A 21,669-nucleotide genomic window follows, 5' to 3' on the forward strand; every position below is an offset into this window, starting at 1 on the left:
AAATTCGTATTATTTTTTGGGAGCCATCATCATAATCATACGCTTTCCTTCTAATTTAGGAAGTTGTTCAACCTTTCCGACGTCTTCTAATTCTTGAGCCAATTTCAACAAAAGAATCTCACCTTGATCTTTAAAAATGATCGATCTTCCTTTGAAGAAAACATATGCTTTCAGTTTGGAACCTTCTTCCAAAAAGCTTCGAGCGTGTTTCTTTTTGAATTCGTAATCATGATCATCTGTTTGAGGACCGAAACGAATTTCTTTGATCACAACTTTCTGCTGTTTTGCTTTAAGTTCCTTGTCTTTTTTCTTTTGTTCGTACAAGAATTTTTTATAATCCACAATACGACATACAGGAGGCACGGCTCTCTCGGTAATCATCACCAAGTCCAAACCTTGCTCCTGAGCCATTTCCAAGGCTTTCTTGGTCGGATAAACTCCTGGCTCAATTCCTTCACCTACGACCCTAACTTCTGGGACAGTGATTTTATCGTTAATCTTATGTTGATCTTCTTTGATCACACGTGCTGGACCGCGTCCACCACCTTTTCTTCTAATTGCGATAGTTATGTATGTTTTTAATTAATCTCAATTTCTTTTAATATCAAATCTTTGAACGACTCAAGACTCATTTCACCCAAATCGCCTTCTCCGTGTTTACGCACAGAAACTGATCCATTTTCGGCTTCTTTCTCGCCTACAATCAGCATATAAGGGATTTTTTTCAACTCAGCATCTCGTATCTTCTTGCCAGTCTTTTCGTTGCGATTGTCAATTAGCCCGCGAATATCGTGATTTTCTAAGAATTTTGAAACTTTTTCGCCATATTCTTGATATTTCTCACTGATTGGCAGGATAGTAAACACATCTGGAGTCAGCCACAATGGGAAGTTTCCGCCTGTATGTTCCAACAAAATCGCTACGAATCTTTCCATCGATCCAAATGGTGCTCGGTGAATCATTACAGGTGTATGCGCTTGATTGTCAGCTCCAATGTAACTCAACTCAAAACGTTCTGGTAAGTTATAGTCAACTTGGATCGTACCCAATTGCCATTTTCTTCCCAAAGCATCTTTCACCATGAAGTCCAATTTCGGCCCATAAAATGCAGCTTCACCATATTCGACAACTGTTGGCAATCCTTTTTCTTCAGCAGCTTTGATAATTGCAGATTCCGCTTTTTCCCAATTCTCGTCCGATCCGATATATTTTTCTGTGTTTTCTGGATCACGAAGCGAAACTTGCGCCACGAAATTATCAAACCCTAAAGTATTGAAAACCAACATCACTAAATCAATTACTTTTTTGAATTCCTCCAACAATTGATCTGGCGTACAGAAGATATGCGCATCATCTTGCGTAAATCCACGCACACGAGTCAATCCATGCAATTCTCCACTTTGCTCGTAACGATACACAGTTCCAAATTCCGCGTAGCGTTTTGGTAAATCACGATACGACCATTGGGAAGTTTTGTAAATTTCACAGTGGTGAGGACAGTTCATGGGTTTCAACAAGAATTCCTCTCCCTCGTTTGGTGTATGAATCGGTTGGAAACTATCGGCACCGTATTTTTGATAGTGACCAGACGTGATGTATAAATCTTTGTGTCCAATATGTGGTGTAATCACCATTTCGTATCCAGCTTGTTGCTGAGCTTTGCTTAAAAAGTTTTCCAATTTCTTACGCAATGCGGCTCCTTTTGGCAACCACAAAGGCAAACCTTGACCAACTTTTTCAGAAAAAGCAAAGATTCCCAATTCCTTTCCTAGTTTACGGTGATCACGTTTTTTGGCTTCCTCTAAAAGTTCTAAATATTCGGTAAGATCTTTTTGTTTTGGGAAAGTAATTCCATAGACTCTCACCAATTGTTTGTTCTTCTCATCACCTCTCCAATAAGCACCTGCTGCATTTAAAATTTTCGCAGCTTTTACAAATCCGGTATGAGGCAAATGACCTCCACGACATAAATCGGTAAAATCATCATGCGAACAGAAAGTAATTTGACCATCTTCCAAATTTTCAATCAATTCCAATTTGAATTCATTGTCAGCATATTCTTTTAACGCATCTGCTTTGGAAACTGGGTATAATTTGAATTCAGATTTTTTCTGAGCATTTTCCAACATTTTCTTTTCGATTTTCTCGAAATCTTTGTCGGTAAAAGCTTCACCTTCGAAATCTACATCATAGTAAAATCCGTTTTCAATAGCAGGTCCAATGGTCAATTTTGCATTGGGATAATAAGCCAAAATAGCTTGCGCCAATAAGTGAGCAGAAGAGTGCCAAAAAGCTTTCTTCCCCATTTCATCATTCCACGTTAAAAGCTGTACGGTAGCGTCGGTGGTGATCTCGGTCGTTGTTTCAACTTGATTACCGTTTACCAATGCGGACAGCACATTTCTCGCTAGTCCTTCGCTAATGCTCAAAGCAATACCCATAGGCGTTATGCCACTCTCGTATTGTCTGATGCTCCCGTCAGGAAGTGTAATGTTGATCATTTTTATTGAATTTAGGGTGCAAATTTACAATTTTTGGTGATAATCATCATTTAATTTGATGAACTAAATAAGTCTTTTTATTTTTGGAGCCATATGGAAAATTCAATCTATATTTCAGCTGAAGAAGCTGTAAAAATCATTGAGAGTGGAAATCGCGTTTTCGTTCATGGTAGTGCAGCAACACCCCTGCATGTATTGAATGCCTTGTTGAGACGCGCAGGAGAAGTGAAAGATGTTGAACTTGTTTCCATCAGTACCTTTGGAGATATTGACTGGAAACAGCCTGGAGTAACCGATAGTTTTTATCTAAACTCTTTGTTTGTTTCGGCCAATGTACGCGAATGGGCCAATAGCTCAAGTGGAAGATACATTCCTATTTTCTTAAGCGAAATTCCTTTGTTATTTACCAATGGGTATTTGCCATTGGACGTAGCAATTGTTCAAGTATCACCACCCGATCAACACGGATATTGTAGTTTGGGAACTTCGGTTGATGCAGCTTGGACAGCAGTTCGTCATGCCAAAAAAGTGATTGCTCAAATTAACCCAAGAATGCCTAGAACTTTAGGTGATTCTTCCATTCACCATTCAAAATTCGCAGCAATGGTATTCCATGAAACGGAATTACCCGAGATTTTTTATGGAGAGAAAACGAACGAAACGATATTAAAAATTGGGGAAAATGTTGCCAGTTTAATTGAAGACGGTTCAACATTACAAGCCGGAATTGGAGCGATTCCCGATGCCGTTTTAAATTGTTTGCACAACCATAAAGATTTAGGTGTTCATACCGAAATGTTTTCAGATGGATTGGTTGATTTGGTAGAAAAAGGAATCATTAACAACGAAAAGAAGAAAATATTAACAGGAAAAACGGTAACATCGTTTGTGGCAGGTAGCCGAAAAGTTTATGATTTCGTAGATAACAATCCAAGTTTGTCTTTCATGAATGTTTCCTATGCGAACGATGCAACAATCATCCGTCAAAATCCAAAAGTTGTCGCTATTAATAGTGCGATTGAAGTTGATCTTACTGGACAAATCTGTGCAGATTCAATTGGAACCTATCAGTTTTCAGGAATTGGAGGTCAAATGGACTTTATGCGTGGAGCAGCCTTATCTGAAGGAGGAAAACCGATTATAGCAATTCCATCTGTCACCAATAAAGGCGTTTCTAGAATTACGCCAATGTTGAAACAAGGGGCTGGCGTTGTAACCACTCGTGGACATGCGCATTACATTGTGACCGAATATGGAATTGTGAATTTATATGGGAAAAATTTAGAGCAACGCTCCAAACTATTGATCAGCATCGCACATCCAGACCACAGAGAAGAATTGGAAAAAGCGCATTTTGAGCGTTTCAAATAATTAATAATTTACAATGGTATCAATAGCTCGAAGAAATTCGGGCTATTTTTTTTAGGCTCTAGCTCGTTTGATATAGAAATAAGCAGTCAACAATCCAAATAAGACATTCGGTCCCCAAGCTGCCACAAAAGGCGAAACATATCCTTGTGTGGAATAGGTAAGAGATATCTGATTGAAAAAGATGTAAACGAATGCTAATATAATTCCCAGCGCAAGGTTTAACCCAATTCCACCTCTTCTCTTTTGCGAGGACAAGGATAAGGCTAACAAGGTCAAAATAAAGGTTGAAAATGGTGAGCTATTACGTTGTTGCAATTCATTCATGTACGCATTGACACTCGCAGAACCTTTGAACTTTTGCTTTTGGATGAAGTCATTTAATTCGATGGAATTCATCGTTTCGGCTACATATCCTTCGGGGAGAATTTCATCTGGAGTAGCACTGAATTTTCGCTTCAGGGTAATTTCATATCCCAAACTATCTTGGATATCGGAAGTTACATTTCGAACGAAAACATTTCGTAACACATACATGGAATCTTTGGAATCCCAATTAAAAGAGGAAGCCGAAATATGTTCGACCAACTCTTCCTTTTCAAAACGTTGAAAAACAAAACTAGTTCCTCGTTTTTCTACACGGTCATAATTTTCAGCGAAAATATATTCATCACCCGAAATTTGCGAGGATATTTTCTGCCGTTCGTAGTATTGACCTTTTTTGGAGGAACTTAAAAGATACTCGTACTGGTATTTATTTTTCTTGATATTGGCCCAAGGAAGTGCAAAATTATTGACAAATAATGCTACAATCGCAATGACAGACGCTACCCAAATATAAGGTTTCGTGATTCGATAAAAACTAATTCCTCCCGCTTGAGCCGCAACAATTTCGGTTTGCATGGTCAAGCGAGACGTAAAATAAATCACGGAAATAAAAACAGCAACTGGCAAAAAGGTATTGACCAACCATACCGCCCAAAATGGATAAAACTGTGTTAATGCAGCAAATGGCGTTGAACCATTGTCTTCAATTCTTCCTAGTTTCTGACTCAAATCGATGATTACCGCAATCGTCGACAAGATGATGACCATGAAGAAGAAGGTGCTCACAAAGTTCTTGACGATATATTTATCAAATATTTTCAACTGCTCAATCTTAATTTATTAAAGTCGTTGTCTCAATCTTGGAACTACTTGATTTTTCCATTCGTTAAAATCTCCTTCTAAAATATGTTTTCTGGCGGTTTGAACCAAATCCAAATAAAAGGCCAAATTATGAACGGAAGCAATTTGCTTTCCTAAATATTCTTCCGAAATAAACAAATGACGTACATAAGCTTTGGAATATTCTTGGTCGACAAAACTTGTTCCCAATTCATCCAAAGGAGAAAAATCATCTTTCCATTTGGCATTTTTCATATTCATTACACCATTCCACGTGAAAAGCATTCCATTTCGTGCGTTTCGGGTAGGCATCACACAATCAAATTGATCAACCCCAAGTCCGATACATTCCAATATGTTCCATGGCGTACCAACCCCCATCAAATAGCGAGGTTTTTCTTGAGGCAATATATCGGTTACCAAATCGGTAATTTCGTACATAACATCTTCTGGTTCCCCAACACTCAATCCACCAATCGCATTACCATCGGCATTGAAATCAGTGATGTATTGAGCCGATTCTTTACGCAAATCATGGAAAGAATTTCCTTGCACAATCGGATAAAGTGTTTGTTTGTATCCGTACAACTCAGGATTTTCATTTAACCAAGTTCTACATCTTTCTAACCAACGATGGGTTACATGCATGGCGCGTTTGGCATCATGGTATTCAGCTGGAATCCCCGTTAATTCATCGAAAGCCATGAAAATATCGGCCCCAATATAACGCTGAATTTCCATGGATTTTTCAGGTGTAAACATATGGTAGGATCCGTCAATATGTGATTTGAAACGAACTCCTTCTTCGGATTTTTTACGACTTGTCGCCAAGGAATACACTTGAAAACCGCCACTATCAGTTAAAATTGGTCGATCCCAATTCATGAATTTATGCAATCCACCAGCCTGATGGAGAATGTCCGTCCCGGGGCGTAAGTACAAATGATAGGTGTTTCCCAAGATAATTTGGGCTTTGATATCTTCTTTTAATTCACGTTGATGAACAGATTTCACCGAAGCGACTGTTCCTACAGGCATAAAAATGGGTGTCTGAATTTCACCATGATCTGTTGTGATAATTCCTGCACGTGCTTTTGAGTTGGGGTCTTTTCCCTGAATTTCAAATTTCATCGATGCAAAGATAAATAACTTAATGATTAGAACTTCTAAATAGAAGGATGGAAAAAGAAATCGGCATTTCAGAACGAAATGCCGACCCTAACCTTTTTTGTTAAACTAATTCATTTTACGGCTAGTTTCTTTCAATAGACACATATACTTTTCAAATTAGGGGCTGAAATGCATATGTAATTAGCATTTCAAATTTACGTTATAAACGTTCAAATTTTATAACTAGAAATAGGTATGTTTTTAGAAAACTTTATCATTCAACACCCCAGAATGAGGAAAAACTGTTTAGGTTTTCTTAAAATTGAAGGACTTAGTGGAAGAATTGAATGGAGAAACTTTATTTTTGATAAATTTTAAAAAATGGAAGAATTAAGTGTCGGAAAATTTCAGTGGTTAATTGAAGAATTGATTCGTGTTGGAATTAAAATGGGGCTTGCCCTTGTTATCATTATTGCTGGATTTTGGATTGGTTCAAAAATCAAAGGAATTATTCGAAGACGTATGATTGCTCGAGATGTGGAACCATCTATTCGAGAATTCATCATTCCAATAATCGACGTTATTTTTAAACTCTTAGTCATTTTAACGGCAATCAATACAGTCGGCGTACAAATTACCTCATTTGCGGCCATTATGGCGGGTTTAGCAGCAGGTGTTGGTTTATCGCTTCAAGGAAGTTTATCCAATTTCGCTGGTGGATTGCTAATTATTTTGTTCAAACCTTTTAAAGTTGGTGATTATATTGAGGCATTGGGTCATGGAGGGACAATAGAAGCCATTAGTATTTTGTATACAACCATTACAACAGTAAATCAACAAGTGGTTATTTTGCCAAATTCAAGCTTATTAAACAATCCTGTGATGAATTATTCCATCAAACCGAATCGTAGGTTGGATATAAAAATTGGAATCTCCTACAGTGATGATTTAGAAAAGGCGCAAAAGGTTCTCAAAGAAATGTTGGAAAATGAACCTTTGGTTTTAAAGGAACAACCCGTTACTGTTGAGGTATTAGAATTCGGAGATAGTAGCATCAATCTTGCCGTTAGGGCGTTTACAAAAAGAGAAGATTACTGGGACGCTTATTTTAAATTGTATAAAAAAACCAAAATGATTTTGGATGATAATGGAATTTCAATTCCTTTTCCTCAAACAGAAATGCGAATCGTACAACCAAATGATGATTTTACAAAATGATGCGTATCAAATTATTTCTCTTATTTAGTTTTGTTACACTAAATCTATTTGCCCAAAATCACACCGAATGGGTTCGTAGACATCTGGAATCTGATTTTTACAAAACCCAGTTCACGGGTTTTTATTTATACGATCCTTCGACCAAACAGGTATTGGAAGATTATAACGGTGAAAAGTCTTTTACCCCTGCCTCCAACATCAAAATTTTAACTTTATATAGTGCCCTAAAAACTTTAGGAGATTCTATTCCTGCTTTGCGCTATGAACGAAAAAATGGGGACATTTATATCGAAGGTTTGGGAGATCCTACTTTTTTACATCCTGAATTCAAATCGGTCAACAAAGTCGTTGATTTTTTAAAAAATGAACCTGGAAAAATCGTTTTGCGATGGGGGAAATTTGAAGGTCCACGAATGGGATTGGGTTGGTCATGGGAAGATTATGAGAAATACTATTCAGCCGAAAGAAGCGAATTGCCCATGTATGGAAATATGGCAACCATCAAACGTGGAAAATCTGGTCCAACTGCATTTCCAGCGACTTTGGCTGATTCGGTCGAATACCAAGAAAGTTTGTTTAGCCGCGACTTTTTTGACAATAAATTTTATTTAGGTTCTCGCAATGGAAATTCAGCTCGTGTGCCTTTTGTCGTGAAAAATGAATTGATCAGACAAATGCTTGCAGATGCAACCAAAAAAGAAGTAGAATTGACCGATAAAGATTTGTCCAAATCGGCCAAAACCTTGTTTAGTTTACCATCTGATTTGGTTTACAAACGCATGATGGAAGCGAGTGATAATTTTCTCGCAGAACAAATATTGTTGATGGTTTCCGCCAAAGTTGGCGGCGGAATGAGTACCGAAAAAGCGATCCAACATATGGAATCTAGGCATTTAAAAGGAATGCCCCATAAGCCTGTTTGGGTAGATGGTTCTGGATTGTCACGTTATAATTTATTTTCCCCTCAAACCATGGTATATGTATTGGATAAAATGTACCAAGAATTTCCTCAAGAGCGTTTGTTCAACATTTTTGCTGTAGGCGGACGTACCGGAACATTGAAAGGTAATTATGGTGGAAAACGTCCCTATGTTTATGCAAAATCGGGAACCTTGAGCAATAATTATTGTTTAAGTGGTTATTTGGTGACCAATTCTGGTAAAACCTTGATATTTTCTGTTATGAACAATCATTATTTGAAAGAAAATTGGCAAGTTCGTCAAGAAACTCAAAAGTTATTGGAATTCATTCGAGACAATTATTAGTGAAACATAAAGGATCCTCCACCTCTACGTTTTCCTCCACCTCCACCAAATTTGTCCAACTTAAATCCAAGGGAGAACATCACATAACGCTTCAATACGTCGTTTTGCACATCGGTGATTGAAGTATCGGTAATCGTTCTTCTATCTCCTGTATTTTGGTTCAAGATATCGTAGACTTTTATTTTGAAAGTCAGTTGATCTTTCCAGAAGTTATAAGCCAAACTTGAATTCCACAAGAAGAAATCTTTCTTGAAACCGTCAGCAATATTGGAGTTATAGGTATAGGTAAAATCGTTTCCAAAAACAAAATTTTTCGGCCAATAATTGGTGGTCATTAATTTGAAATTATGCACAAAATTGGAGGTTTCGTCCAAACGGTAATTTTCATATTGCGTGATTTGATAACGCAAATTATAACTTGGATTGATGGTTAGATACGTTCCAAAATCCCAATTAAAATTCACGCGAGGTCCTAAGGAATAATTTCTTGCTTCATACAATTGACCATCTACAAAACCTTTGTTCAAGGAATGATTAGTGTTCAATCCTATGCTGTATCTAAATTTGTGCGAATCTTTGGAAAAAGATTTATTGAAATTGAATCCTGCCCACATATAATAAGTATCATTGACATTTTTGTAAGTAGTGGTGGAAGCAAAATTCTCGTCGATTTCTCTATAATTTACGATAATTCTGCTATTGTAAGTACCTCCTGCGTAAAAATTGAAACCAGATCTGGATTGCATGTTGAATTTGTTAAAACCTGCATAAAGACTATGAGAAATATTTGGATTCAAATCAGGGTTACCAACTATTGTGTTCAAGGGATTGGATAAATTTTCAATTGGTAATATTTGTTGAGCAGAGGCAAAACCTACTTCATAATTATAATTGAAATAGAATTTGAGTTGGTTTCTAAATTCATAATTAAGATTAAAATTAGCAGATGGAGAAATATAATTTTGTTTTACATAATATTTATTTGCTAAATAATTTCCATAATTGCGTTGTGTTAAGAATTGTGTACCCGCATTAAAAGAAATAAACAATTTATCTTTTGTTACTCGATATGCTAAATATGGATTGAATTTTTGAAATTCCGACGATACTTGCATCGATAAAAACTCATTTTCATCGGTATAGGTTTGATTCAAATCGTCAAAATCATAGGTAAATTGATCGTCACGATCATTTTTGAATTCCAATTCAGCACCCACATATAATTTTGTAGAGTCCATCACCTTAAAACCAAATTCTGACTCTATATTGTGCTTATCTTGTTTTTTTCTATTTTGAGTCAACTGATTTCTGATGTCGTCTGCCTGATCATTTTGGTAGAAATAAGTTTGTGAACGATTGGTTTCATCTGATCTATTTCTCGCACTTGACGAACTATAGTCCAAACTAAATTCCATTTTGTTGCGGAAAGTTTTGTAATAGTTCAAACTATTGGAAAAATCTTGAGTCAAAGATTCACGATTGGTTTCACCTAAATTCTCATTGGCCAATTCATCAACTTCATTCCATGTTTGTTTCAAAAACGTATTGCTCGATTTTGATTTGTTGTAGGAATATTTCGGTTCAAACCAAATGCTCGAAGTCGAATCAATTTTCACTTCTATACTGGTATTGATGTTGTGGTTAAATGATTGATTTCTTGTTTTGGAAGTCGATTCCGATGTATAAATGTTATTGGGTGTAAAATTTTCCTGTCTTGTGAAATTATTGTTTTTCGAGTCAGATTGGGTATAGAAATAATTTCCATTGAACTCAATGTCTTTTGCCCAAGTGTCGGAATAGCTAATTCCTCCTAAATGAGATTGTGTGATTCCTGAACCGCCACCAAATCGCATTCCATTCATACCAAATGAACCATCGCCACTTGACCAATAACTATTGTTACGACCCCCACCCATATTATCAAATATTTCGTTCATGGAAAATCCCGTAGAATTGATGTTATTGGACGACCCCAAAATACTGATTCGTTGATTTCCTTTGAAATAATTCAACATCATACTCGACTCATATCGCTCATCGGTTCCGTATCCAGCCAAAGCTTTGAGCATAAATCCTTTGTTTTTATTTTCGTCAATCGTCAAATTGATACTTGCATTGTTTCCGGAAGCTTTTTGACCTGAAATTTCTTCTTTTTTGGTTTTGGTATCTGAAACCTGAACTTTGTTGATGATGTCGGCTGGTAAATTTTGCAAGGCAATTTTCCCATCTTTGTCAAAGAATGGTTTTCCATTGACTAAAATTTGATTTACTTCCTTTCCGTTCACCGTGATTTTCCCTTCTTCATCGATTTCAACCCCAGGCAATTGTTTCAAAAGTTCTTCAACATTGGCATCTGGACGAACTTTAAAAGAAGAAGCATTAAATTCCAAGGTATCTGATTTGATTCGTATGGGTGGAGCGCCGGTAATCACCGCTTCATTTAAACCAATGGTCATCCCGATTTTTACTTCACCTAATTGGATATTTTCCTTCAGCGATTCCATTTCGGTATAGTATTCCCCAATTGCATCATCTGTAATTCGAAAGAAAACAGGTTCGTTAATCGGTTTTAAATTCAAATTGAAATTTCCTTCTTTATCGGTAATAGTATAATTCACCACCGAAGAATCTTTTTTCAAAGAAAGATAAACGGTAGCTTCCTCAACTGGCGTTAACAAAATATCGTCAATTGCTTTTCCAGAAATGGATACATTTTGTGCCGATAGTTGTTGCATGAAGAGAATAGCGAATAGAGTAAGGAGTAGGTTTTTCATGTTTATCGTTAAAAATCATGCAAGTATAAAATTTTTTCTAGGAATGAGGCGGTTAATGAAAGGTTAAACTGCTTCATTTTTCCAGTTTAATTACAATTTTTCACAAAAAAAGCCTTGAAATTCAAGGCTTCGGTCTATTTAATCGTTTAATTTCAAGATTTGATTGGATTTCTTTTGGTTTTCTTTCCATTTTTCCGATTCGGATTCAGGTAAGTTATAGGATGGAATCATCTCTCTGATTTTGGGTTCCCATTCTTTCAACTTATCGGGAAAGCATTTCTCAATTACATCCAACATGATTTGAACTGAAGTTGATGCCCCAGGTGAAGCGCCCAATAAGGCAGCAATTGTTCCATCTTTGGAATGGACGATTTCGGTTCCAAATTGAAGAATCCCTCCTTCTTTTTCGTCTTTTTTAATGACCTGAACACGTTGACCCGCTATGGCTTCCACCCAATCTTTTCCATCGGCATTGGGATAATATTCACGCAATGCGTCCAATTTTTCATCAGACGACTGACTTACTTGTTCAATTAAATATTTCGTCAAAGGTAAATTCTTCAATCCTGCTGCTAGCATGGGCTTGATATTGGACCATTCGATGGATTTTGGTAAATCCCAATAGGAACCATTTTTCAAAAATTTTGTTGAGAATCCAGCAAATGGACCAAATAGCAATTGGTTTTTTCCATCAATCACACGCGAATCCAAATGTGGAACTGACATTGGAGGAGCTCCAACTTTTGCTTTGCCATAAACTTTCACATAGTGCTGCTCAATAATTTCTGGATTTTTACAAATCAGCCATTCACCACTTACTGGGAAACCTCCAAAACCTTCCGCTTCTTCAATTTCCGATTTTTCCAACAACCACAAAGATCCTCCTCCTGCGCCAATGAACACAAAATCTGCTTCAACCTTTAGTTTTTTAGAAGTCGCCAAATTTTTCACTTTGACTTCCCAGCGACCATTTTCCAACTTTTTTAAGTTTTTAACTTCGTGGGCTACTTTGAGCGTAATGTCTTTTTGGATGAACAAGTCTGCGACAATTGATCTTGTCAAGGACCCAAAATTCACATCTGTTCCTTCATCCATTTTCGTTGCTGCAACTAATTGAGATGTGCCTCTACCTTCCATCACCAAAGGCATCCAAGATTTCAAGGTTTCAAAATCTTCGGAATAATTCATCTCCTGAAACAATGGATTTTTGATCAATTCTGCATAACGTTTGCGCAAGAATTCTACATCTTCCTCACCCCAAACGAAACTTAAATGAGGAGTTTGTCGAATGAAATCTTTCGGATTTTTGAGATGACCCGTTTCGACTAAGTGAGCCCAAAATTCTTTGGATAATTGAAAGGATTTAGCCACTTGAATGGCTTTTTTCACGTCGATGCTTCCATCCTTTTTTTCGGGTGTATAATTTAATTCGCAATAACCCGAATGTCCTGTTCCCGCATTGTTTAAGGCATCTGAACTTTCGCCCGAAACGACGTCAAGTTTTTCAAAAAGAGTAATGTTACAAGTAGGATTTAATTCTTTCAAGAGAATGGCCAAAGTCGCGCTCATAATCCCAGCGCCAATTAGCACAAATTCAGTAGGTTTATGTTCCATTTTTGAACGAAAATATTTGGGTGCAAATTTACGACCTGTCTATATTTAATCTTGGTTTTAGGGTAAAGTTTGGCATAGATTTAACATAAAAAGAACCCTCAAAAAAACGTTGGATTCTTAAAAACCCAACGTTCAATAATTTATCCAATTTCTATTATAATTTCCCAAACTTACCGGCATTGAAATCTTCAAATGTTTTCACCAATTGTTCTTGTGTATTCATCACAAATGGTCCGTAATGGCCAATTGGTTCATTAAAAGGTTGTCCACTCATAACCAACACAAGAGTGTTTTCTTCCAAAGCTTCCAATTCGAAAGTATCGCCTTTGCCATTTTCAAACATGGCAAAGCTATCTTTTCCCAAAGTTTGATTAGCATTTTCTTTGACAGATCCTTCCACCACTAAAATTGCAGTATTGAAATCATTTGGGAATGGGAAGGAAACCTTCGTTCCGACTTTCAATTAGGCGTTGTATAAATGCATGGGAGAGAAAGTAGTAGCTTTTCCTTTTTGACCTTGAAATTGACCTGCAATCACATTGACATAACTTCCTTTCTCGTCAATTCTAACCTTGACCATGTCATTGAGTAGTAAATCTTGGTATTTTGGAGTGGTTTCTTTGTCTTTGGCAGGAAGGTTGACCCACATTTGAACCATTTGAAATGTACCTCCTTTTTTGGGAAATTCTTCTTCATGGTATTCTTGATGTAAAATTGTCATCCATTGTACATCACCTTCTCCTATGACGCCATAGTTTACGACTATCTTTGTGTTCAATCTTTCCTTTATAGGCAATGGTAACTGTTTCAAATCCCTTGTGTGGATGGGCTCATATACCAAGTGGAATTTCTTTCGCTTCGAAATCTATGTCCGCATTATAACCCAATGCAAAGAAGGAATCCATACATCTTCTTGGAATTTCACCTCCAATAAAAGAGGTGGTATAAAAGGCATCTCCAACCCCAAAAAAGTTATTTGGAGTTAGAATCTTTTCTATATTTATAGTGTTCATAATTACCTGTTTTTCCAATTCTTATACAAAGTTACGATCGCCTATTTATATCTTTACCATGCGTTATTTCGAGGTAACTAGTAACCAAAAAGTAAGTCACATGTTCAAAAAACCGAAATCATAACCACTAGGTTGTACCAATGATATTATGGCGATTCAAGATACGCTTGAAGTTTTGGGTGGGCGATAGAAGATTTTGATTGTCCATTATTTGATGCTTCGCGAAAACGAAATCGTTACGTTCAATAAAATGGAAAAGGACATTGGAGGAATATCGGTTAAAATGCTTTCCAAAGAAAAGAAAACACTCGAAATGAGCCAATTAACCCATCGAGAAGTGATGAATACAAAGCCGATAATGGTATAATATTCCATTGCCGAATATGGTAAAAAAACCAAAGACGTAATTCGAGCGATGGTCAATTGGGGCGAAATGCACCGAATACATTTATTTCAAACAGAAGATTAGGAATTTTTCAAATCGGTCACGATCATTTCTGCTGTTCGAGCAGATGCTCCAGGGCCACCTAGTTTTTGTCGCAATTCAGCATAATCCGATAAAATCTCTTGTCGTTTGGGTGAATTCAGAATCAAATCCAATTCTTTTTTCAAATTGGTATAATTCAAATCTTGTTGGATCAATTCTTTGACTACTTCTTTGTCCATAATCAAATTCACCAAAGAAATATATTGAATATGTTTTACGACACGTTTCCCAATTTCGTAGGAAATTCTGCTTCCTTTGTAGCAAACTACTTCCGGTGTATTGAGCAAAGCAGTTTCCAAAGTAGCCGTTCCAGATGTTACTAAAGCCGCTTCTGAGTTTCGTAGTAAATCATAAGTTTGTGCAAATACAATGTTCATTTCAGTTCCATTGGCTACTTCTTTGTAAAAGGATTCTTCCATTGAAGGTGCGCCCGCAACAATGAATTGGTAATCGGGATAGTCTTTTACTACCGAAAGCATAATGGGCAATTTCACGCGAATTTCTTGCTTTCTACTACCGGGAAGCAAGGCAATGATTTTGCGATTGTCTAATTGATTTTTTGCTTTGAATTCTTCCGAATTGATTTCGGGTAAATTTTGCATAGCATCTAACAAAGGATGGCCCACGAAATCTACTTCATACTCATATTTCGCATAGAAATCCTTTTCAAATGGTAGAATGACAAACATACGGTCCACAAATTTCTTGATGGTGTGAACACGTCCTGTTTTCCAAGCCCAAATTTGAGGAGAAATATAGTAGTAAACTTTGATGCCTAGGCTTTTGACGAATTCTGCTACGCGAAGATTAAAACCCGGATAATCAATCAAAATGACCGCATCAGGCTGATAGGCTTGAATGTCTTTTTTACAAAAAGAAATATTACCCAAAATGGTACGTAAGTTCATGATAACCTCCGCAAAACCCATAAAAGCAAGGTCTCGATAATGTTTGACTAGAGTGCCACCTTGTTCTTGCATCAAGTCGCCACCCCAAAAACGAAAATCTGCTTCTGGATCTTGAATTTTGATGTTTTTCATCAAGTTGGAACCGTGTAAATCGCCCGATGCTTCGCCTGATATGATGTAATATTTCACTTGTGTTTTGCTTAAAACAAAGATAGATGTTTGAGGGACGTAAAAAAACTAGAGCTTCAAAATTTCTTCTGAAGCTCCTGTATTCATTAGGTGGGCAATAATAAATCTTATTTTTTGATGAGTTTTTGAAAATGAATTTTTCCTTTTTCGGTTTGCATTTTCAATAGGTAAATTCCTTTTGGCAATTCCGAAATATTCCAATTTCCATTAAAAAGTGATTTCATTTTTTGACCTTGAAAATTAAAGATCTCAATTTGTTGAATTCTTTCATTGGATTTCACCTCAAATGGACCTGAACTTGGGTTTGGATATAGGGTGAATTCTTGGATGTTTTGATCGGAAATTGACATCACTTCTAAATCAACTTCATATCCAACCACACCCAAATCGGGTGTTAAGAAATATACGGTTGCAGCATCTTCATAAAATAAAACATCTGAGTTCATGGTGCGCATAAATCCAAATATATCGGTTGAAATTTCCTCCCAAGTTTCACCATTATTGGTCGTAAACACCAGTTGAGAATGAGCAGATGGATAAAGGTAACCGTCTTCAAAACGAGACGTAGCAATGATTACACCTTCGTTGCCGTCAGAAAAACTGATTTTATGATAGGATTGTCCCACAAAAGAATGGATCCATGAATTCCCGGCGTCCTCCGTTGTAAAGATTCCCAAAGAAGTTCCAATGGCCCATTGTTGCGGATTATTGGGATTTATAGCAAGATCAAAAATGAATTCATTGTTCAAACTTTCCAATCCATTGGATAACTCTGTCCAATTGGCTCCATTGTCCAAAGTCTTGTAAATTTTTTTCCCTTGTACGATGATCAATTCATTTTCATTTTGTCCAAATTGAACATCTTCCACAATGTCAAATCCCGGTAAACTAATTTGGGTTTGAACAATGTTTTCTAAGTCCGTTACATCAAATTTGTATACGAGTTCCCCAAATGAAAGCATAATCAAATTAGGATTGGCTTTGAAGGAATCTGCTGCCATCAAGAAAATATAGCTGTTGGAATGGATTAAAGTGGAATTTTCACCATGGTCATTGGACATCATGATTGAAGCATTTCCCATCCAGTTGGAATACCCTACAAATACACGACCTTCAACATTTGGATCTACATAAGGCCCCATCATGGTAGTATTGGGTGTGAAACCAAGCTCTGAAAGTCCAATAGGCAATTCCTCTCCTGTAGCCATGTTCTTATGAACGAAACCTCCTCTAACTCCATAATAAAGATGCTGATTTTCTCCTCCAAAAACTCCCATCCTTCCTGTTGAATTGACAAATGGAGTCTCTAATTTGGCTAGATTCACGCCACCATCTGTGGAAATAAACGGATAATAATTAGCCGAGATAATCAATTCATTTTCTTCAAATGGATTAAAAGAACCATTCACTCCATAATAATATTGTTCTAAATTCTCTCCATCATACACATGAGATTCCCAATTAACACCACCATCATGAGAAATGACGATTTCGTTCTCTTCCAACACCACAATATTTTGATCATTGTTTGGATTGATAAGAATATCTTGAATACTATTGCTACTTAAATCTGTCCAGTCAATCACCATTTCAACCCAAGACATTCCATTATTAGTAGTTCTGTATAACTTTTGAGTTTGATCTAAACCCAAATAAAAAGAACCTAGGTAGACAGTATTGGGATTGGACTCATGAAAGGTTATGGGCATTAAATTGATGTTGCTCAATGCTTCTTCCCATGATTGACCAGCATCTTCTGAAATCCACAATCCTCCTTCAATACCCCAAGGAGATGGACCTCTCATCATGTATAATTTTTGTGAATTAAAGGGAGAAATCGCCACGTTGTTCACAGCAACATCGCTGTTTGATGGGCTATAATAAACAGATGTCCAATTTTCTCCACCATCTTGGGTATAAAATAATTCGGTAACCAATCCCCAATTAATAAAACGAGTCGTATGCAAGAAAATGACATCTAAATCCTCTTTGAAAATCGAATAAGATTGAATTAAACTTCCAGATTCTTCTCCAATTGGGGAATAAATTGTTTTCTCGACTTGCTCGGTTTGAACATTGAATAGTTCAATTCTATTCATGGCTGTACCTTCTGCAGTACAGATATACGTTAAATAATTTCCATCATGGGTAATTTTCAAGTCTTTCACTTGAATGAAAAAATCATCTTGAGGAACGGAATGGATTATTTCCCAATTTTGTCCTCCATCTGAGGATCGAAGGACATGGTTAGTAAGCGAACGAGCAAAAAGCAAATTTTCGGTTGTGGGCGAATAACGTATATCCAATAATTGTCCATATTCTTTGGAACTTTCAAATTGGAATTGGGCATTTCCACTATTAGGAATAAAAAGGCCAAGGACTACCACTAAAATAAATAAAAGAATTCTCATGTTTGTTTGGATTTAATTTGTACAAAATTCATCTAAGATTCTGGTAATCTGTTGTAAATACCTGCGACATTTTGTGACAAGACTAGGAGAGAAATGAAGCTAAATACCTGTTAAATAAGTATATAAATTTCCTCCATCTGGAAGATTTAACTTTTTGGAAATTCTTTCTTTTCTTTTTCGCGTAGATTGAGGAGTAATATTTAATAAAGATGCAATTTCCTTATTGTTTAAGTTCATATACACATAAGTGATGAATCGAATTTCATTTGGATTGAGATCGGAATGCTTTTGTTGCAATCGATGGATGAATTCTGGATTGGCTTCTTCAAAGTGCGTAAAGAAGGATTCCAATTGGTTTTCATTTTTCAATTGGATTTTCAAATCCATTAAATTTCGTTTAAGAGCTTCATTTTTGGAAAATTCAGGAAGAGAACTCACCATCTTGATAACTTCTTCAATGACATCGTTCTTGTTGGATAATTGCAATGCCCTAGTTGCCAATTTCCTGTTTTTCTTTTCCAATTCATTTTTTAATCGTTCATATTCCAAACTTGCAAAAACTTCTTTTTCTTTGAGTTGCTTTTCCAACAATAAATTATCAGCTTTTTCTTTGGCCAATTCCAATTCTGCAATTTTTTCCTTTTGTTTGAATTTGATTCCGTTTACGCGAAACGCCCAAAATCCAATCAGCATAATCAACAAACTCGCAATTGAGATCGTATAAATGAGATATTGAGAGGACTTGACTTTGCGGTTGCTTTGTTCTAAATCGTATCGATAGTTCTGAATTTCAAATTTGATTTTACCATTTTCATAGTACATAGAACTTCTTTTACGGCCCAAAGAATCTTGAGAAACGATAATGCTATCTTGATAACTGATGGCATTTTTCCAATCATTTCCCTTAGTGAAAATTTTGACCAAAATCTTATAGCAATCTATTTTTGATTCTGTAGAATTTGCATCTTGAAGTGCTAATGCCACCTGATTTTCTGCTTCTTTTAATTGATTTTTCTCCATGTAGACTTGAGCCAAAATCAGATGAGTAAACACTCTATTTTCGACATGTCTTTTACCAATTAGTTTTTGCAACACATTTTGAGATTGCTGAAAGGCCAAATCCAAATTTCCTTGAAAGAGATTGTTTTCGGCAATGGCCATTTCTATGATTTCTTTGAAATTTGAATTTTCAGTAGCGCTTTTTTCGGCTATTTTGATGAATTGAGATGATTCTTCTAGTCGTCCTATTTTGTTTAAAACCAAGGCCAGATTGGTTGCATAAATGGCCATTTTTTCCTGATTCTGTGTTTCCAAGGCCAATTCATAGGCTTTATGAAAGTATTCATACGCCTTGTCCATTTTTCGCTCATGGAGATACAAAATGGAAATATTGTTCAAGACCGCCATGATGTTGTCTTTGTTATCGTGTTTGATCGCGATATCGTAGGCTTCCAAATAGAAATTTAAGGCTTCTCCAAAATCGGACATCATGAAATAATTGGCCGCAATGTTGTTGGTTGCCATAAATTCTTGTTGTGCCAATTTTTTTTGATTGGAAATAGATTTTGCTTCCACAAGCATTCCCAAAGATTGCACATGGTCTTTCTGATACATTTTGGAAATAGCAGAATCGATCAAAGATTGAACCTCATCTTTGGAGTCCGATTGAGCATATAAGGTTAAAGTTGGTAGAATTATAAGAACAGTAATTAAAACTGCTAGAAATCCAGATTTCCTCATGGATGGTTTTTTCTTTGTAATTTTACATTTCTAAAAGTAATTAGATTTTTCTTAAAAATGGACGAAATCATTAACAGAGTTGCCAATAGTCCTTTGGTCACGATCGATTTAGAAGAGTTTTACCCAGAAGGTAGACGAATGGTGTTTGACCTTAAGGATTTTTTGTGGGAAGAATTGATTTTAAAGGAAAAAGTCTTTCGCGAGAATTTAAAGAATCACGATTGGTCACAATATCAAGATGCCTATGTTGCCTTGGATTGTACAACCGATGCCATCATTCCTTCATGGGCATTTTTGTTGGTTGCCACTCATTTACAACCTTTTGCTAAACGTATTGTGAAAGGAAATTTGGTCGACTTGGAAACTTCTCTGTACCAAGAAATCATTTCCAATCTGGATGTTTCGGCATTTGAAAACAAAAAAATCATTGTGAAAGGATGCAGTCGAAAGCCCGTACCAGATGCGGCTTATATTTTGTTAGTCGAAAAAATTCAACCGCATATTCAATCCTTAATGTACGGAGAAGCTTGTAGCACTGTTCCTTTGCTGAAGAAGAAATAAAACCCAGTTTTCAACTTATAAAAAATGCCTTGATGAACTCAAGGCATTTTTTTATATCGGTACGAAAGGATTATTTCATCTCTCTCAATAAAATTGTATACACTGGGAAGTGATCACTGTATCCTTTTGCATAGAAGGTGTCACCACCGTACATTCTGAATGGATACCCTTTGTATTGTCCTTCTGGAGTGATCAAGTAAGGAGCAGAAAATATAGCTGTTTTGAATACTTTGTAAGAATCAAATTTTTTGTTGTTCTCCACTAAAGTTCCCGTTACCAAAATTTGGTCAAACAAATTCCAAGAATCTCTATATCCCAAAGTTCCCATTCCTTTTTTGAACATGGCTTCCATTGGATTGAAGATGTCAGCATTTTTCACTCTTTCTTTTTTACCTTCAGTTCCCATTACTTGTTTGATAGAAGGACTTGTTGGGTCATCATTGAAGTCACCCATAGCGATGATTTTCGCGTTAGGGTCTTCGGCACGGATTTCATCAAAAATTCCTTTCATAACTTCAGCTGCTTTCTTACGCTTCGGCATACTTACTTGTTCTCCTCCACTACGAGAAGGCCAGTGATTCACCAAAAAGGTAATTTCCTCACCATCCAACATACCTGTTACACGCAAAATATCACGTGTGTACTGTCTGTATCCGTCGCTATGAAAAATTTCCACAAAATATGGTTTCGCTTTGGTCACTTGAAAACGACTCTTTTGGTAAATTAACGCAACATCCACTCCACGAGCATCCATTGAATTGAAATGAACCACCCCATAATCAAAACGTTTCAAGGCTGGTTGATTGATCAAATCCTCTACCACTTCTTTGTTTTCAATTTCGCAAAGACCTACGATTACGGGTGCCGTTTGAGTATCAGTTTTTCCTAATTCCGCAATTACTTCTGATAAGTTTTTCAACTTTTGGTTGTAGCGTTCTTTGGTCCAAACTTTTTTCCCATTCGGATGAAATTCTTCCGTTTGCAAAATTAAAGGACGAATGATCTTTTTACCTTCTAAATTTTCATAGGTATAACTCCCTCTATAAGCAACGGTATCGTACTTCGAAATATCGCTTGCCTTAATCGAAATGTGGTAATTAGGATCGTTTGGAGAGCGAGTTCCATCTATATAACCTACAGAGGCTTCCGTATCAAATAGGTTTTCCAAATTGTAGAATCCTACGGCGGCAGCTTTAAACTTTTGCTGTCCAAAAGCATCAAGAGAAAGCAATAACATCAACAATGTTAAGAAGCTTAATGATTTATTCATTTTTGACATCATAATATTTATTACATTTGTGCCCTCAAATTTTACTGAGGTAACTTTTTTAAAAGCACAAAAG

At 36.4% G+C, this 21,669-nt stretch carries 18 protein-coding genes; 5 read left to right on the top strand and 13 right to left on the bottom strand.

The window, feature by feature from the left end; all coding sequences use genetic code 11:
- Window positions 1-9: 9 nt before the first annotated feature.
- Window positions 10-522, bottom strand: a complete 513-nt coding sequence (gene infC / locus ABID46_RS00865; RefSeq protein WP_354505790.1) for a translation initiation factor IF-3 — start codon at window positions 520-522, stop codon at window positions 10-12.
- Window positions 523-578: 56 nt separating this feature from the next.
- Window positions 579-2,501, bottom strand: coding sequence for a threonine--tRNA ligase (gene thrS / locus ABID46_RS00870; RefSeq protein WP_354505792.1), 1,923 nt, complete (start codon window positions 2,499-2,501; stop codon window positions 579-581).
- Window positions 2,502-2,594: 93 nt separating this feature from the next.
- Here thrS and ABID46_RS00875 point away from each other — a divergent pair, with 93 nt between their 5' ends.
- Window positions 2,595-3,872 (top strand): acetyl-CoA hydrolase/transferase family protein, encoded by a 1,278-nt coding sequence (locus ABID46_RS00875; protein ID WP_354505795.1) that lies wholly within the window; start codon window positions 2,595-2,597, stop codon window positions 3,870-3,872.
- 51 nt (window positions 3,873-3,923) lie between these two features.
- Here the strand turns inward: ABID46_RS00875 and ABID46_RS00880 are convergent, their stop codons facing one another.
- Together ABID46_RS00880 and tgt are read right to left on the bottom strand one after the other, a co-directional pair.
- Window positions 3,924-5,018: an LptF/LptG family permease gene (locus tag ABID46_RS00880; RefSeq protein WP_354505798.1), complete on the bottom strand. Its 1,095-nt coding sequence runs from the start codon at window positions 5,016-5,018 to the stop codon at window positions 3,924-3,926.
- An 18-nt stretch (window positions 5,019-5,036) separates the two neighbouring features.
- A complete protein-coding gene (gene tgt, locus ABID46_RS00885) occupies window positions 5,037-6,167 on the bottom strand; it encodes a tRNA guanosine(34) transglycosylase Tgt (protein ID WP_354505801.1) in 1,131 nt (376 codons plus the stop codon).
- Between the two features lie 360 nt (window positions 6,168-6,527).
- Here tgt and ABID46_RS00890 point away from each other — a divergent pair, with 360 nt between their 5' ends.
- Entirely contained in the window at window positions 6,528-7,364 is an 837-nt protein-coding gene (locus ABID46_RS00890; RefSeq protein WP_354505804.1) for a mechanosensitive ion channel family protein, read from the top strand.
- Window positions 7,361-8,629, top strand: coding sequence for a D-alanyl-D-alanine carboxypeptidase/D-alanyl-D-alanine-endopeptidase (locus tag ABID46_RS00895; RefSeq protein WP_354505807.1), 1,269 nt, complete (start codon window positions 7,361-7,363; stop codon window positions 8,627-8,629). The genes ABID46_RS00890 and ABID46_RS00895 overlap by 4 nt, the downstream gene beginning before the upstream one ends.
- Here ABID46_RS00895 and ABID46_RS00900 read toward each other — a convergent pair.
- The 5 genes from ABID46_RS00900 to ABID46_RS00920 form a co-directional block, all read right to left on the bottom strand.
- Window positions 8,626-11,403 (bottom strand): outer membrane beta-barrel protein, encoded by a 2,778-nt coding sequence (locus ABID46_RS00900; protein ID WP_354505810.1) that lies wholly within the window; start codon window positions 11,401-11,403, stop codon window positions 8,626-8,628. The two genes, ABID46_RS00895 and ABID46_RS00900, sit on opposite strands and share 4 nt — an antisense overlap.
- A gap of 138 nt (window positions 11,404-11,541) precedes the next feature.
- Window positions 11,542-13,017 carry a malate dehydrogenase (quinone) gene (gene mqo, locus ABID46_RS00905; protein ID WP_354505813.1) on the bottom strand — a complete coding sequence of 492 codons (1,476 nt, stop codon included), beginning with the start codon at window positions 13,015-13,017 and terminating at the stop codon, window positions 11,542-11,544.
- A gap of 154 nt (window positions 13,018-13,171) precedes the next feature.
- Window positions 13,172-13,480 (bottom strand): pirin-like C-terminal cupin domain-containing protein, encoded by a 309-nt coding sequence (locus tag ABID46_RS00910; protein ID WP_354505816.1) that lies wholly within the window; start codon window positions 13,478-13,480, stop codon window positions 13,172-13,174.
- A complete protein-coding gene (locus ABID46_RS00915; protein WP_354505818.1) occupies window positions 13,481-13,795 on the bottom strand; it encodes a pirin family protein in 315 nt (104 codons plus the stop codon).
- 52 nt (window positions 13,796-13,847) lie between these two features.
- A complete protein-coding gene (locus ABID46_RS00920; protein ID WP_354505821.1) occupies window positions 13,848-14,030 on the bottom strand; it encodes a hypothetical protein in 183 nt (60 codons plus the stop codon).
- Window positions 14,031-14,280: 250 nt separating this feature from the next.
- Between ABID46_RS00920 and ABID46_RS00925 the strand changes: the two genes are divergently transcribed.
- Window positions 14,281-14,397: a winged helix-turn-helix transcriptional regulator gene (locus ABID46_RS00925; protein ID WP_354506388.1), complete on the top strand. Its 117-nt coding sequence runs from the start codon at window positions 14,281-14,283 to the stop codon at window positions 14,395-14,397.
- Window positions 14,398-14,495: 98 nt separating this feature from the next.
- On the opposite strand, the gene lpxB is transcribed toward ABID46_RS00925, so the two are convergent.
- The 3 genes from lpxB to ABID46_RS00940 form a co-directional block, all read right to left on the bottom strand.
- Entirely contained in the window at window positions 14,496-15,614 is a 1,119-nt protein-coding gene (lpxB, locus tag ABID46_RS00930; RefSeq protein WP_354505824.1) for a lipid-A-disaccharide synthase, read from the bottom strand.
- Window positions 15,615-15,721: 107 nt separating this feature from the next.
- On the bottom strand, window positions 15,722-18,025 hold the full coding sequence (locus tag ABID46_RS00935; RefSeq protein ID WP_354505827.1) for a VPS10 domain-containing protein: 2,304 nt from the start codon (window positions 18,023-18,025) through the stop codon (window positions 15,722-15,724).
- A gap of 99 nt (window positions 18,026-18,124) precedes the next feature.
- Window positions 18,125-19,765, bottom strand: coding sequence for a hypothetical protein (locus tag ABID46_RS00940; protein ID WP_354505830.1), 1,641 nt, complete (start codon window positions 19,763-19,765; stop codon window positions 18,125-18,127).
- A gap of 57 nt (window positions 19,766-19,822) precedes the next feature.
- Between ABID46_RS00940 and ABID46_RS00945 the strand changes: the two genes are divergently transcribed.
- On the top strand, window positions 19,823-20,326 hold the full coding sequence (locus ABID46_RS00945) for a DUF2480 family protein (protein ID WP_354505832.1): 504 nt from the start codon (window positions 19,823-19,825) through the stop codon (window positions 20,324-20,326).
- A 70-nt stretch (window positions 20,327-20,396) separates the two neighbouring features.
- Here ABID46_RS00945 and ABID46_RS00950 read toward each other — a convergent pair whose 3' ends face one another.
- On the bottom strand, window positions 20,397-21,596 hold the full coding sequence (locus ABID46_RS00950; RefSeq protein WP_354505835.1) for an endonuclease/exonuclease/phosphatase family protein: 1,200 nt from the start codon (window positions 21,594-21,596) through the stop codon (window positions 20,397-20,399).
- Window positions 21,597-21,669 lie beyond the last annotated feature (73 nt).

Source organism: Moheibacter stercoris (assembly GCF_040545805.1).
In the GTDB taxonomy this organism is placed as follows: domain Bacteria; phylum Bacteroidota; class Bacteroidia; order Flavobacteriales; family Weeksellaceae; genus Moheibacter; species Moheibacter stercoris.

What these genes read in the sequence shown, in the direction of transcription:
- ABID46_RS00940 (WP_354505830.1), bottom strand. Translation starts at nt 19,765, where the DNA reads ATGAGGAAATCTGGATTTCTAGCAGTTTTAATTACTGTTCTTATAATT.
- ABID46_RS00920 (WP_354505821.1), bottom strand. Translation starts at nt 14,030, where the DNA reads ATGAACACTATAAATATAGAAAAGATTCTAACTCCAAATAACTTTTTT.
- ABID46_RS00890 (WP_354505804.1), top strand. Translation starts at nt 6,528, where the DNA reads ATGGAAGAATTAAGTGTCGGAAAATTTCAGTGGTTAATTGAAGAATTG.
- ABID46_RS00875 (WP_354505795.1), top strand. Translation starts at nt 2,595, where the DNA reads ATGGAAAATTCAATCTATATTTCAGCTGAAGAAGCTGTAAAAATCATT.
- ABID46_RS00895 (WP_354505807.1), top strand. Translation starts at nt 7,361, where the DNA reads ATGATGCGTATCAAATTATTTCTCTTATTTAGTTTTGTTACACTAAAT.
- ABID46_RS00950 (WP_354505835.1), bottom strand. Translation starts at nt 21,596, where the DNA reads ATGAATAAATCATTAAGCTTCTTAACATTGTTGATGTTATTGCTTTCT.
- ABID46_RS00935 (WP_354505827.1), bottom strand. Translation starts at nt 18,025, where the DNA reads ATGAGAATTCTTTTATTTATTTTAGTGGTAGTCCTTGGCCTTTTTATT.
- tgt (WP_354505801.1), bottom strand. Translation starts at nt 6,167, where the DNA reads ATGAAATTTGAAATTCAGGGAAAAGACCCCAACTCAAAAGCACGTGCA.
- mqo (WP_354505813.1), bottom strand. Translation starts at nt 13,017, where the DNA reads ATGGAACATAAACCTACTGAATTTGTGCTAATTGGCGCTGGGATTATG.
- ABID46_RS00945 (WP_354505832.1), top strand. Translation starts at nt 19,823, where the DNA reads ATGGACGAAATCATTAACAGAGTTGCCAATAGTCCTTTGGTCACGATC.
- ABID46_RS00900 (WP_354505810.1), bottom strand. Translation starts at nt 11,403, where the DNA reads ATGAAAAACCTACTCCTTACTCTATTCGCTATTCTCTTCATGCAACAA.
- thrS (WP_354505792.1), bottom strand. Translation starts at nt 2,501, where the DNA reads ATGATCAACATTACACTTCCTGACGGGAGCATCAGACAATACGAGAGT.
- ABID46_RS00925 (WP_354506388.1), top strand. Translation starts at nt 14,281, where the DNA reads ATGGAAAAGGACATTGGAGGAATATCGGTTAAAATGCTTTCCAAAGAA.